This window comes from Nocardiopsis sp. iso_237 (assembly GCF_056173345.1).
Map to the genome: position 1 here is coordinate 3729847 of NZ_CM149669.1, position 13103 is coordinate 3742949.

Annotated in this window: 11 protein-coding genes; 6 read left to right on the plus strand and 5 right to left on the minus strand. The window is 73.0% G+C overall.

Annotated features, from left to right (window positions below):
• Positions 1 to 12 precede the first annotated feature (12 nt).
• The 3 genes from AC0VYM_RS17165 to AC0VYM_RS17175 all read right to left on the minus strand — a co-directional run bounded on the left by AC0VYM_RS17165 (position 13) and on the right by AC0VYM_RS17175 (position 3656).
• Positions 13 to 189 (minus strand): hypothetical protein, encoded by a 177-nt coding sequence (locus AC0VYM_RS17165; RefSeq protein ID WP_475453321.1) that lies wholly within the window; start codon positions 187 to 189, stop codon positions 13 to 15.
• 83 nt (positions 190 to 272) lie between these two features.
• Complete coding sequence (locus AC0VYM_RS17170) at positions 273 to 1280, minus strand: C40 family peptidase (protein ID WP_475453323.1); 1008 nt, start codon at positions 1278 to 1280, stop codon at positions 273 to 275.
• A gap of 477 nt (positions 1281 to 1757) precedes the next feature.
• Entirely contained in the window at positions 1758 to 3656 is a 1899-nt protein-coding gene (locus AC0VYM_RS17175) for a S9 family peptidase (protein ID WP_475453325.1), read from the minus strand.
• A gap of 244 nt (positions 3657 to 3900) precedes the next feature.
• Here AC0VYM_RS17175 and AC0VYM_RS17180 point away from each other — a divergent pair, with 244 nt between their 5' ends.
• Positions 3901 to 4524 (plus strand): YdcF family protein, encoded by a 624-nt coding sequence (locus AC0VYM_RS17180; protein ID WP_475453327.1) that lies wholly within the window; start codon positions 3901 to 3903, stop codon positions 4522 to 4524.
• A 34-nt stretch (positions 4525 to 4558) separates the two neighbouring features.
• Here AC0VYM_RS17180 and AC0VYM_RS17185 read toward each other — a convergent pair whose 3' ends face one another.
• Positions 4559 to 5020 (minus strand): Rv3235 family protein, encoded by a 462-nt coding sequence (locus AC0VYM_RS17185; protein WP_475453329.1) that lies wholly within the window; start codon positions 5018 to 5020, stop codon positions 4559 to 4561.
• A 158-nt stretch (positions 5021 to 5178) separates the two neighbouring features.
• Between AC0VYM_RS17185 and AC0VYM_RS17190 the strand changes: the two genes are divergently transcribed.
• The 5 genes from AC0VYM_RS17190 to AC0VYM_RS17210 all read left to right on the plus strand — a co-directional run bounded on the left by AC0VYM_RS17190 (position 5179) and on the right by AC0VYM_RS17210 (position 12169).
• Entirely contained in the window at positions 5179 to 5994 is an 816-nt protein-coding gene (locus tag AC0VYM_RS17190) for a glycerophosphodiester phosphodiesterase family protein (RefSeq protein ID WP_475453331.1), read from the plus strand.
• Between the two features lie 9 nt (positions 5995 to 6003).
• Entirely contained in the window at positions 6004 to 7401 is a 1398-nt protein-coding gene (locus tag AC0VYM_RS17195) for an MFS transporter (protein WP_475453333.1), read from the plus strand.
• A 73-nt stretch (positions 7402 to 7474) separates the two neighbouring features.
• Positions 7475 to 10483 (plus strand): DEAD/DEAH box helicase, encoded by a 3009-nt coding sequence (locus AC0VYM_RS17200; protein ID WP_475463075.1) that lies wholly within the window; start codon positions 7475 to 7477, stop codon positions 10481 to 10483.
• Positions 10480 to 11223 (plus strand): hypothetical protein, encoded by a 744-nt coding sequence (locus tag AC0VYM_RS17205; protein WP_475453335.1) that lies wholly within the window; start codon positions 10480 to 10482, stop codon positions 11221 to 11223. The genes AC0VYM_RS17200 and AC0VYM_RS17205 overlap by 4 nt, the downstream gene beginning before the upstream one ends.
• 109 nt (positions 11224 to 11332) lie before the next feature.
• Entirely contained in the window at positions 11333 to 12169 is an 837-nt protein-coding gene (locus AC0VYM_RS17210; protein WP_475453337.1) for an SAM-dependent methyltransferase, read from the plus strand.
• A gap of 18 nt (positions 12170 to 12187) precedes the next feature.
• Here AC0VYM_RS17210 and AC0VYM_RS17215 read toward each other — a convergent pair whose 3' ends face one another.
• On the minus strand, positions 12188 to 13021 hold the full coding sequence (locus tag AC0VYM_RS17215) for an isocitrate lyase/PEP mutase family protein (RefSeq protein ID WP_475453339.1): 834 nt from the start codon (positions 13019 to 13021) through the stop codon (positions 12188 to 12190).
• Between the last annotated feature and the right edge of the window lie 82 nt (positions 13022 to 13103).

The following is a 13103-nucleotide window of genomic DNA, read 5'->3' on the forward strand; positions in this document are numbered from 1 at the left end:
GGACCGGGCCGGTCAGCGGCGCGGGGCGGACCCCTCGGACCTCAGCATGCGCACGCCCAGCAGGACGACCCCGACGACCAGGGCGATCATGACGCCCCACACCAACAGGCCGACGATCACCGACAACAACCAGAAGAGGGCGACGACGACCGCGACACCCGCGGCGACCCTGAGAACGAGACGACCCATGCGCCGAAGGATACGCGGGCACCCCGCACGACGGAACCCCGGCCCGTCCTCCGGAGAGGGCGGACCGGGGAGCACCGCACGTCCTAGCCCGGACGGACGGCGCTGGTGAACACGCCGTCCCAGTAGGCGGCCAGTGAGACCTCCTCCAGCGGCTTCGACGGGTTCGAGCCGTGGATCATCATGCCGTTGCCGGAGTAGATTCCCACGTGGCTCGGGGCCGAGACGTCGTAGAAGAACATCAGGTCACCGGGCTGGAGCTGGTCGCGCGAGACCGGGGTCCCGGCGTTGACCTGGTCGTAGGTGGTGCGCGGCAGGCTCACTCCCGCCTGGGCCCACGCGGCCTGGGTCAGGCCGGAGCAGTCGTAGCCGTCGGGCCCGGTACCGCCCCAGACGTAGGGCTTGCCGATCTGCGCGCGGGCGAAGTCCAGGACGGCCTGGACGTCACCGGAGACGGCGGCGGTACCGCCGGAGGCACCGGCGGCGCCGGCGTCCGTGACGGCCTCGCCCACGGTCGGGTCGACACCGCCCAGGCTCTCCAGGACCTCGGCCTGCTCGTCGAGCGCGGCCTCGCCCGCGGCCACGGCCTCCTCGGCTGCCTCCAGGGACTGGGCGGCGGCCTCCTCGGTCGCCTCGGCCGAGTTGTACAGCTCCTCGGAGTTCTCGACCTCGGTGACGTAGTCGGCCAGGGTCGCCTGCTGCCCCTCGGACAGGTAGTCGAGGTCGGCGATGTTCTGCAGCGCGTTGTCGGCGTCACTGCCGAACAGCACGCCCATCGAGCTGTGGGTGGCGCCGGTGTAGGCACCCTGCACGATGACGGAGACCTGACCGGACTTGGCGTCCAGCTCCTCCTGCGCGTTCTCCAGGCGTTCCTGGAGGTCCTCCAGCTCGACCTCGGCCGCGGCGTGGTCCTCCTTGGCCTCGTTGAAGTCCGCGTTCAGCCCGGAGAGCTCCTCCTGGAGCTCCTCGTAGCGCTCACGGGCCTCCGACTCGGTCTGGTCGGCCAGGGCCACGCCGGAGGACAGGACCACGGCACCGAGAGCGACGAAGCCGACCGTCGTCAGGCGACGGGTGGGTTCGGGGTTGCGAGTCAAAGCACCGACTGCCTTTCTCCCACACCCGTTTACCGGCACGGGGCATCCCGAAGGCGCGCCGAGGGACGGCGCGGGGATGCGTGGCGGAGGGATACCGGCGGCGACGGGAAGGGTCGCGGGAACTCGCCGGGCGTCGTGACGGCCCCCGCTCCTGGGACAAGGACAGCTGCTGAGCGGGGTGCAACGGCAGGTCGTACGCTGTCACCCTGGTGGTGACGAACTGGGGCGTTCCGACCTGGGGGAACACTAATTCATCCCCTGGACCGGACGCGACCCGTTCGTTACCTCCCGATGGGCGACCCGACCGGCCCGAAGCGGGCGCGCCCCTCCCCGGAACCCCGCCGGGGGCGCGGGTGGCGCGTCGTTCTTCCCAGGGAGGCCGAGTCAAAACCGGGCCAAGCCCCGGCTTGACCATGACGCGTCTCACACCCGAACGGGGAAGGGGGTCGGACACCCGGGGTGCCCGACCCCGACGGATCACAGGTGGCGGGCCCACCAGTCGAGGACCGCCTCGAACCTGGCCACCCGGTGGCTGGGCAGGCCCGAACGCGACAGCTCGTGCCCCTCCCCCGGGAACAGCAGCATCTCGGTCTCGTGCCCCCGCTTCCTGAGCGCCACGAACAGGCGCTGGGCCTGCTCCACGGGGCAGCGCCAGTCCTGCTCGGAGTGGATGATCAGGAACGGCCTGTCGATCCGGTCCGCGTGGCTGAGCGGACTCTCCTTGGCCCAGGTCTCCTCCGGGCCGTACAGCGGCTCCGGAAAGAACGAACCGATGTCGGACGATCCCTGGAAGCTGTCGATCGCGTTGACCGCGCGCTCACTGATGGCGGCGCGGAAGCGCTCGCCGTGGTGGGCCGCGATCCACGTGGTCATGAAGCCGCCGTGCGAGCCGCCCATGACCCCCACCCGGGTGGCGTCCAGCCGCTCGTCCTTCAACGCCTCGTCCAGGAAGGACAGGACGTCGACGGAGGTGGTGGCGCCCACCGAGCCGATGACCGCCCGACCGTGCTCCTGGCCGTAGCCCGACGAACCACGGGGGTTGCAGTAGAGCACCGCGTACCCGGCCGCCGCGTACACCTGGGTCTCGTCGAAGAGCTGCCAGCCGTACTGGGCGTACGGGCCGCCGTGGATCATCAGCACGACCGGGTGCGGGCCCTCGCCTCCGGGCACCGCCAGCCAGCCGTGGACCTCGTTGCCGTCCTCGGTGCGGACGGTCAGCTCGGTGACCGCGACCGGGTCCAGCTCCGGGTCCGTGAAGGAGGTCAGCGCCCGGGTTCCGTCCTCGGTGACCGCGTACAGCTCGCCGCTGTCGCGCTCACCGGCGGCCGTCACCACGGTGACACCGCCCGCGTGGTCGAAGGTCCCCACCTGGACGCGCCCGCCGAACACCGTGGTGCGCACGCCGCCGGGGGTGACCAGGTACAGCTCGACCGCGCCCCGGTTCTCACCGGCGACCAGGACGCCCTCGCCGGTCTCCTGGGGACGCGAGCTCATCCGGGGGTCCTCGGTCCCGGTCAGCCTCTTGGGCGCCTCGGAGCCGTCGAAGGGCACCGACCACAGGCCGGTCCCCCGGCCCACGAAGTCGTCGAGGTCCGGGCCGAGCTCGTCACCGACGAAGTACACGGTGGAGCCGTCCTCGGACAGGCTCACCGCCCCGACCTTCAGGTCGCCCCGGGTGATCCGGCGCGGCTCCGCCCCGGCTTCGGGGCGGCAGACCCACACGTCACCGACGAGGTCCGTGTCGCGCGTCGCGTGCAGGGCGGCGTCGAACACCAGCCCCGTGCCGTCCGGGGTCCACGTCGGGCGCCCGTGGTCGGCGTCGCCCTCGGTGACCCGGACCGGTTCGCCCACCTCGCCCGAGGGGTCGACGGGGGCGCTCACGAACACGTGCTGGCGCCGGTCGTTGGTGAAGCCGAAGTCGTCGAGCCGGTACTTCAGGGCGGTGATCCGGCGCGGGGGCTCCTGGTCCGGGGGGCCGTCGACGTAGCGGCCCTCCTCGGGCACCCGCGCGTTGTAGGCCAGGCGCGTGGAGTCCGGACTCCACGTGAACGCTCCGGCGCCCAGCGGGTGGTCGGTGATCCTCCACGGCTCACCGCCGTCCGAGGGCAGGACGTGGATCTGGGGGCGCTTGTCCTCGTCGGGGCGCAGGAAGGCGATCCAGCGGCCGTCGGGCGAGTAGGCGGGGGCACCGTCGCGCGTGCCCCGGGTGATCCGGCGGGCGGGTGCGGAGCCGTCGGTGGGCACGCTCCAGAGGGAACCGAGGTAGGCGTCCTCCTCCAGGTCGGGGCGGGACACGGCGAGGACGGCGCGGGCGCCGTCCGGGGAGAGTGAGGGTGCGCTGAGGCCGTGCAGGCGGGCGATGTCAACGGGTTTCATACACGAGTGGCGGCCGCGCGGGCGCGGTCCGCCGTCTCCTTCCCTTGGGGTACGGGGATGCCGGTGACCGAAGGCGCCCCCCGGTCCGGGGGTCATCCCACACGGACCCTATCGACGCACGATTCGTCACATCCATACTTTTCGCACCATGAGTGTGTCTTCGCGGGCCGGACCCCCGATCCGTTCCCCGGTCCGACCGGTGGCCTCACGGCCTTCGTATCCCCCGGTGCCCTAGAGTCACCGCATGCGACGAAGAGCAGGTCTGGCGCTGGCCGGGGCCGCCGTGGTCCTGGCCTGGAGCGAGTGGGTGAACTGGCGCTGGTCCAGGACGCTGGTCGGGAACGCCCCGGGGACCTCCGAGGCCGTGGTCGTGCTCGGGTACCGGAACCCCCAGCCGACGGCCAACCTCGTGAACCGCTGGCGGGTCCGCGCCGCCCTCCGCTCCGTCACGGCTGGCGGAACGCACGGCACCCGCGTGATCTTCAGCGGCGGCGCGACCACCCACCACGCCTCGGAGGCCCGGTTGATGGCCGACCACGCCGGGTCGGTGCTCGGGTTCGACGGCACGGTGCTCCTGGAGGAGCGGAGCACGACGACGTGGGAGAACGTCGCCAACGTGATCCCGCTGCTGGAGGGCGCGGATCGCATCAAGATCGTCTCCCAGCCCGCCCACGCGCTCAAGGCCCGCGCGTACCTGCGGCGGCAGCGGCCGGACCTCGCCGCGAGGCTCGTGCGGGCGGACGACTACCGTCCCGGCGAGTGGGCGGTGGGCAAACCGCTGCTGGCGCTGTACGGGGTGTGGAAGCTCCGCGCGCTCACCGCCGACGAGCGGAGGATCTCGCCTGGGCCGCCCCGGCCCGCCGTGTGACGGGGACGGGGCGGACCTGTGGCGGCGACGGCGGTCAGCGGATCCGGTCGGTCTCCAGTCGGGTGCAGACCCAGCGGTCCCCCTCGCGGCGGAGGCGGAAGGCGAAGACCCGGGTGCGGCTGTCGCAGGCGATCACGGCGCTGGCCTCCATCCCTCCGGCGCCGAGCGGCTGGTGGAACACCCGGGTCAGCCGGGGCGCCATCGCGCAGTCGACCGTGCCGCGCAGGCGGCGCAGCTCCTCCCGGACCGGAACGGTCACGTGGTCGCGCAGCACCTCCGGGGCGCGCCTGCCCACCAGGACCTCCGCCATCTGCTGCGCCAGCCGGTGCACGTCACCGGGGGTCCGATGGCCCGCCAGCGGGGACGCGGCGCACCGGCCCGACGTCATGCCCCGGCGCGGGGAACGGGCGGGGGTCCGCACCGGCCGCCAGGGATGGGCGGCGGCGCGGGAGCAGAGCCGTTGTCGGCAGGGGTGGCCGTGGGAGGTGTGCGACATGAACGGATTCCTTCCGGGGGAGGAACGACACCCTGACGCCCTTCCAGGAGCGTGTGGGCGCGGGTCCGTGCCACCTGGCATTCCAGGTTCCGCACGACCGTCGACACGGCCACCCCTCGACGAGCGCCCCCCACCTGGGAACCGTCATACTTCTAGACGTGACTCACGCGTACCTTTCCTCCCCCGTTCCCGTCGCCCTCGCCCACCGGGGCGGATGGCTCACCGACGACCAGGGCGTGCGCCGCACCGAGCTGGAGAACACGGCGGTGGCCTTCCAACACGCCGTCGACCTGGGCTACACGTACCTGGAGACGGACGTGCACGCCACCAGCGACGGTGTGCTCATGGCCTTCCACGACGACACCCTGGACCGCACCACCGACCGGAACGGCGCCATCTCGGCGCTGCCCCACCGGGAGGTCGCCCGCGCCCGGGTGGCGGGCAAGGAACCGGTCCCCCTCCTCGAGGACCTGCTGGGCGCCTGGCCCGAGGCACGGTTCAACATCGACCTCAAGTCGGACGGCGCCGTCCTTCCGATGCTGGAGGTACTGCGCCGCACCCAGGCCTGGGACCGCGTGTGCGTGGGCTCCTTCGACCAGGCCCGCCTGGAGCGCGCGCGACGGCTCTACGGCCCCCGGGTGGCCACCTCCTGCGGCCCCGTCGACGTGGCCCGGCTGCGGCTCGCCTCGCTCTCCCCGCTGCTGCGTCCCACCGCCAGCCGCGTCCCGGTCTGCGCGCAGATCCCCATGAGCCACGGCGGCTTCCCCATCCTCAGCCGGGACGTGATCCGCGCCGCGCACCGGCTCGGCATGCAGGTGCACGTGTGGACGGTCAACGAGCCCGAGGTGATGGAGCGCCTGTTGGACGCGGGCGTGGACGGCATCATCACCGACAACACCGTCGCCCTGCGCGAGGTGCTCGTCCGACGGGGACGCTGGAACCAGCCCGGCCCCAGAACAACGAAGAACGGATAGCCCCCCTCCATGTCCACCACACCCTCGCCACCGGCGGCGGACAACTCCCCCGCGGCCGACCCCGCCCAGCGCAGACGCGAGCAGCGCGGCTGGTACACCTACGACTGGGCCAACCAGGTGTTCATCACCTCGGTGGTCACCGTGCTCATCGGCCCCTACCTGTCGGGGCTGGCCTGCTCGGAGGCGGGGGCGGCCGGTGACTGCTCACAGCCGGGCCTGGTGCTCTACCCGCTCGGGGTCGAGTGGATCAGCATGCACCCGAACTCCCTGCACCCGATGGTGACCACGGTCGCCGGGCTCATCCTCCTGGTGATGCTGCCGATCGTGGGGGCCCTGGCCGACCACACCCAACACAAGAAGCGCTGGCTGTTCTGGCTGGCCGCCGCCGGTTCGGTGTGCGTCAGCTCGCTGTACCTCACCAGCGACTACCAGGTGGCCGCGCTGCTGTTCATCACCGGCAACACCTTCTACGGGATGTCCCTGGTGGTGTTCAACGCCTTCCTGCCGGAGATCGCCACCTCGGAGGAGCGCAACCGCGTGTCCGTGACGGGGTGGGCGATGGCCTACCTGGGCGGCGGGCTCCTGCTCGCCGCGCACATGGGCCTGCTGGCCTCGGCCGACTCCCTCGGGGTCTCGGAGGGGCACGCGGTCCGCATCGCCTTCGCGTCGGTGGGCCTGTGGTGGTTCGTCTTCTCGGTGATCGGCATCCGCCTGTTGCGCAACCGCTACGGCGGGCTCGCGGCCGAGGCGGGTCCCCCGAAGCTGGGCGTGTCCCTGAAGCAGTACTGGCGCACGCTGCGGGAGATGCGCCACTTCCCGAACACGCTGAAGTTCCTCATCGCGTTCGTGCTGTTCAACAACGGCATCCAGGCCGTCATCTACTTCGCGGGCAGCTTCGCCAGCCAGGACCTCAACCTGTCGCTGGCCGTCCTGAGCGCCACCATCCTGCTCATCCAGTTCGTCGCCTTCGCGGGCGCGCTGCTCATGGGGTGGGTCGGCCGCCGGTTCGGTACCAAGAACACCGTCCTGGCGAGCCTGGTCGCCTGGTGCGCCCTGGTCACCTGCGGCTACTACCTGCCGCCCGACGACCCGGCGCTGTTCCTGCTGCTGGGCGCGGGTATCGGCATGGTGCTGGGCGGGACCCAGTCGCTCGCCCGGGCCCTGTACTCGCTGCTCATCCCGCGCGGGCGCGAGGCGGAGTACTTCAGCCTGTTCCAGCTGGCCGACCGGGGTTCGGTGCTGCTGGGCGCGGCCTCGATCACCCTGGTGGTCAACCTGACCGGCGGATTCCGCACCGCCATCTTCTCGCTGGTGGTCTTCTTCGTCATCGGCGGCGTCCTGCTGTGGCGCACCGACCTGAGGAAGGGCATCGAGTCGGTCGGCAACACCGTGCCGAACAACCTCTGACCGCGTCCCGGAACGTCGTCGGCCCCGGTGATACTGGGTGCCGACGACGTTCGTGTTCGGTGCGGGGGGTGCGGTGCGGGTTCTGCACGCGGTGTGGTCCAGGGACACGCTGGTGCTCTGGGGCGAGGGCGGGGAGCGCGAGTGCCCCACGGCCCCGGGGACGGGGGCGCACCCCGGTGCCGCCGGGGTGGCGGAGCTGCGCGCGGTGGCCGCCAAGGCGGGGATCGACCCCGACTCCCCCGGCGCCACCGCTCCGCTCCTGCGGCTGCCAGGGAACTCCTCGGCCCCCGCCCCGTCCGACACCGACGACCCCGCTCCCGCGGAGTTCCGATCCTGGACGGTGCCCGGGCTGGAGCTGACCGCCGCGGAGGCCGACACCCTGCTGTCGGCGCTCGACTCCCTGCCCGTGACGGCCGGGCCCGCCCTGACCCACCTGGGCGCGGTGCACGCCCTCGCGGAGAGCCTGGTCCGCGCCGGGGGCGTCCTGCCCGACCTCGTCGGTGACCCGCCCCGCGCACGGTGGCGCCCCGCCCCCCTGGACACCGCCGAGGAGCACCTGTCGGCCCTCACCCGTGCGCTCCCCCCGGCGGCGGTCGCGCACCTGTCCCCCGGGGAGCGGACCGAGGCGGCCCGGCTGTGCGTGCTGGCCCCGCTCGAACTGCTCACCGACGCCGTCGCCCGGCGCCTGGCCACCGCCGCGCCCGGGGCCGGTGCGGACACGCGCACGGACTCCGCGGCCCCACCGGCCGCCCGGCTCGCGGCCGCGCTCACCGGGGAGCGCACCCGGGTGGACGCCGACACCGCCCACGCGCTGCGCGGCCCCCTGCGGGAGTGGCGCTCCCGGGTCCGGGGCGGGGGCCGGGCCCAGCTCCTCTTCGTCCTGCGCGAACCCGAGCCCGAGGGCGCGCACGGCGGCCCGCGCCCCTGGACACTGGAGTTCTGGGTGCGCTCCACCTCCGACCCCGGCCTGCGCCTGCCCCTGGAGCGGGTCTGGCTGGGCGAGGGCGCCGCCTGGCTGCCCGAGGACGTGGGGACCACCGCCCTGGCCGACCTGCGCCGGGCCGCACGCCACCTGCCCGCCCTCCACCGCGCGCTCGCGGACCTGGCCCCGGCCCGTCTGACCATGGACACCGCACGGGCGCAGGCCTTCGTGGGCGGGGCCGCCGCCCGGCTCACCTCGGCGGGGTTCGGCGTGGTCCTGCCCGAATGGAGCGGTCGCGGCGCCCTCGAGCTGCGCATGACGGTCGGTGGGGAACCGAAACGGCGCGGTCGCGGCGGGGTGGGGCCCACCGAACTGGTGGACGTCTCCTTCGAGGCGCTGTTGCGCGGCCCCGGCGCACAGGAGCCGCTGGACGACGCGGAACTGGACGAGCTCGCTGAGCTGGCCCGGCTCAAGCGCTCCCTGGTCCAGGTGCGCGGCCGGTGGATGGAGATGGACCCCGAACGGGTCGAGGCCGCACTGGACCTGATGCGGCGGAGCGGGCGGGGACCGATCCGGCGCGAGGAGGCGCTGCGGACGGCGATCGGCGCCGAGCCGACCCCGCTGCCGGTGGCGGACGTGGTGGCCGACGGGCCGCTGGGCGCCCTGTTGGACGGCGGGGCCAAGGCCGTGCCCCGGCCGATGGGCACCCCGCCGGGCTTCGAGGGGACGCTCCGCCCCTACCAGGACCGGGGTTCGGCCTGGCTGCGGTTCCTGGGCGAGCTCGGGCTGGGCGCGGTGCTCGCCGACGACATGGGGCTCGGCAAGACCGTGCAGCTGCTGGCGCTGCTCACCGACGAGCGCGCCGAGGGCCCGGCGCCCGGGCCGACCCTGCTGGTGTGCCCGGTGTCGCTGGTCGGCAACTGGCGTAAGGAGGCGGAGAAGTTCGCCCCGGGCCTGCGGGTCCACGTCCAGCACGGGCCCGAGCGGCCGACCGGCAACGCGCTGGCGCGCATCGTGGGCGCCTGCGACCTGGTGGTGACCACCTACGGGGTGGTGGCGCGCGACACCGAGGAGTTGTCGGGCATGCCCTGGCACCGGGTGGTCTGCGACGAGGCCCAGGCGCTGAAGAACCACGCCACCCAGCAGGCGCGGGCGGTGCGTTCGCTGCCCGCCGCCACACGGATCGCGCTCACCGGGACCCCGGTGGAGAACAACCTGGGCGAGCTGTGGTCGGTGATGGAGTTCGCCAACCCCGGACTGCTGGGGACGGCGGCCGACTTCCAGCGCGCGGTGGCCGACCGCGCCGAGGCGGAGGAGGGCGCGGGCGAGGGAACGGACCTGGTGCGGCGGCTGACCGGGCCGTTCGTGCTGCGGCGGCTGAAGACCGACCGTTCGATCATCGCGGACCTGCCGGAGAAGCAGGAGATGCGCACCTGGTGCACGCTCACCCCGGAGCAGGCCTCGCTGTACAAGGCGGTGGTGGACGACCTGGCCGAGCGGATGGCGGAGGCCGACGAGAAGGAGCGCAAGGGTCTGGTGCTGTCGTCCATGTCCCGGCTCAAGCAGATCTGCAACCACCCGGCGCAGTTCCTCGGGGACGGATCGGCGCTGGCGGGCCGCTCGGGCAAGCTCGACCGTCTGGAGTCGATCCTGGGCGAGGCGGTGGCCGAGGGGGACAAGGCGCTGTGCTTCACGCAGTACGCCCGCTGGGGTGAGCGGCTGGCTCCCTACCTGAGGTCGCGGCTGGGGGTGCCCGTGCTGTGGCTGCACGGCGGGACCTCCCGCGCCGACCGCGAGCGGATGACGGAGCACTTCCAGACGGTGGCGGGGCCGGTGGTGTTCCTGCTCTCGCTCAAGGCGGCCGGGACCGGGCTGAACCTGACCGCCGCCAACCACGTGGTGCACGTGGATCGGTGGTGGAACCCGGCGGTGGAGAACCAGGCCACCGACCGGGCCTTCCGGATCGGTCAGCGCCGGAACGTGCAGGTGCGCAAGCTGGTGTGCGTGGGCACCGTGGAGGAACGGGTGGACGAGATGATCGAACGCAAGAGCGTGCTGGCCGACGGCGCCGTGGCCACCGGGGAGGGCTGGCTGGGCGGTCTGTCGGTGGCGGACCTGCGCGAGGTGGTGCGGCTGGCTCCGGAGGCGGTCTCGGGATGAGCTGGTCGGAGCTGGTGGGCGGGGCCCTGGGCGCGGTCGGCGGCGGTGCCGGGGCGGTGGAGCGGTTCTCGGTGCGGCCCGGTGAGGTGGCCGCCCGGGTCCGGGGGCACGAGGTGAGCCTGATCCGGACCGTGTGGGAGGGGCCGGAGTGGGACCGTGTGGGCGCGGCGCTGGCCTCGCAGCCGGTGTTCCGTGCCCGTGTGCTCGCCGGGGAACTGCCCGAGGCGGCGGCCCGCGTGTTCGCGCTGCTCGGCCTGGACCTGGTGCCGGACGGTTGGGCCGGTCTCGTCGCGACGTGCTCCTGTGACCACTGGGGCGGACGGTGCGCTCACCTGGTGGCGGCCGCGGCCGCGCTGGGGGCCGAGGCCGACCGGGACCCCTTCGTCCTCACCCGGTGGGCGGGCCGGGAACGGCGCGCGTTGGTGGAACTGGTCCGGGGGCTGCCGGGCGGCGCGAAGGGCACGGCCTCCGGGGGCACGGAGTTCGGGAACGGCGGGGACGGAGACCATTCCCGTGAACTCCGTGAAACCGGAATCGATGTTTGCGCCGCACAGGCGCGAACGACCAATCCCCTTTCCCCGGCGGGCTTCTGGTCCTCCCCCGTCACACCCCCGCCACCTCCCCTCCCTGAGGGGGTCGGAGACCGTGTCAGGGCCGTGGCCCCAGGGCATGTCGCGGATCACCTGCCCGGTTTCGACCGTTCCGTGAAGCGCTATTCGGAGACCGGGGATGACACCTGACGTTCCCGATCGATTTTCTTGTGGAAAACGCCGGTAAGAACACCGAAACACGGTTACGATTCGCCTGGAGATGACCCCGCACGACTAGTCCTGATTGGTACCTCTCTCTATGGCCGATCGCTTCCCCCCACACATCGACATGGACACTCCGAGCATCGCGCGGATGTACGACTACCTCCTGGGAGGGAAAGACAACTTCGCGCCGGACCGCAAGGCCTGTGAGGCGCTGGCCGAGCACATGCCCGAGCTCGTCGCCTGTGCCAACGACAACCGGGCCTTCCTCGGTCGTGCCGTGGACCACGTCGTCTCCAGCGGGGTGGACCAGTTCCTCGACCTGGGCGCGGGGCTTCCCACCACCGACAACACCCACCAGGTCGCGCAACGGACCGAGCCGGGGGCCCGGGTCCTCTACGTCGACCACGACCCCATCGTGCTCGCCCACGGACGGGCGCTCCTGGGTGACAGCCAGTCGACCGCGTTCCTGCACGCCGACGTCCGCGAGACCGACGAGATCCTGAACTCCCCCGAGGCCGCCAAGCTGATCGACCTCGACCGGCCGCTCTGCGTCATGCTGGTCTCCCTGCTGCACTGCCTGCCCGACGACAGCGATCCCTTCGGCATGGTGCGCTCCCTCATGGAGCGGGTCGCCCCCGGGTCCGCCGTCATCTACTCGCACGTCGTCTCCGACGACCCCGAGGCCGCCGCATGGATGGACGGCATGATGCTGGAGTTCGGCACCGCGTGGGGGCGGGTCCGCACCCAGGAGGAGGCCTCCCGGGTGTTCGACGGTCTGGAGCCGGTCAGCCCCTGGACGGACGGCCGGGACCAGACCCCGAGCCTGGTGGACTGCGCCAGCTGGCGCCATCCCGAGCACGAACCGCGCCTGCGCCCCGCGGACGCCGACGTCAAGCGGTGGGAGACCGCCGGGGTGGCCTTCAAGCGCTGACCCCGGGCACCGCTCCGATCAGAGCAGTCCGTCGATCTCCGACTTCGACACCGCGGCCGACATCCGTCCGAAGGTCCCCCGCTCAGCGACCTCCCTGGCGGCGTCCAGGGCCCCGGCCAGCGCCGACCGCGACAGCCCCGACCCGAGGCTGATCCGCCGGGCCCCCAGGGCACCCAGCTCCGCCACGGACATCCCGGCCGCCGCCCCCGAGGCCAGCACGTTGACGGGGCGGTTCACCGAGGAGCACACCGCACGGATGGCGTCCGCGTCCGGCAGCCCCGGGGCGAACAGCACGTCGGCCCCGGCCTCCTCGAAGGCCCTGAGCCGACGGATGGTGTCCTCCAGGTCCGGGCGGCCGTGGAGGTGGTTCTCGGCGCGGGCGGTGAGCGTGAACGGGAAGGGCAGGGTCCGCGCCGCCTCCACGGCGGCCCGGACCCGCTCGACCGCCAGACCGAACTCGTGGATCGGTGCGTCGGGGTCGGCGGTGGTGTCCTCCACGGAACCGCCCACGACCCCCGTGGCCCCGGCCGCCGTGATCGTGCGGGCCACCTCCTCGGGGGAGCGTCCGAACCCGTCCTCCAGGTCCGCCGACACCGGCAGGTCCGTGGCCGCCGCGATCACCGAGGCGTTGCGCAGGGTCTCCTCGCGCGAGACCAGACCGGCGCCGTCCCGGCGCCCGAGCCCGTGCGCGAGCCCTCCGCTGGTGGTGGCCAGGGCCGTGAAGCCGAGACCGCCGAGCAGCCGGGCCGACCCGGCGTCCCAGACGTTGGCGATCACGAAGGGTTCCGGCCCCCGGTGCAGCTCACGGAGGCGTTCGCCCCGCGCCGTCAGTTCCCGTCCGTTGTGGTCCATGCCCTCCCTTGTACACCCGGCCACCGACAGAACCGGGAACGGGCGTGCACGGAGCGGTCACCCACACCGGTTCACCGCCTCC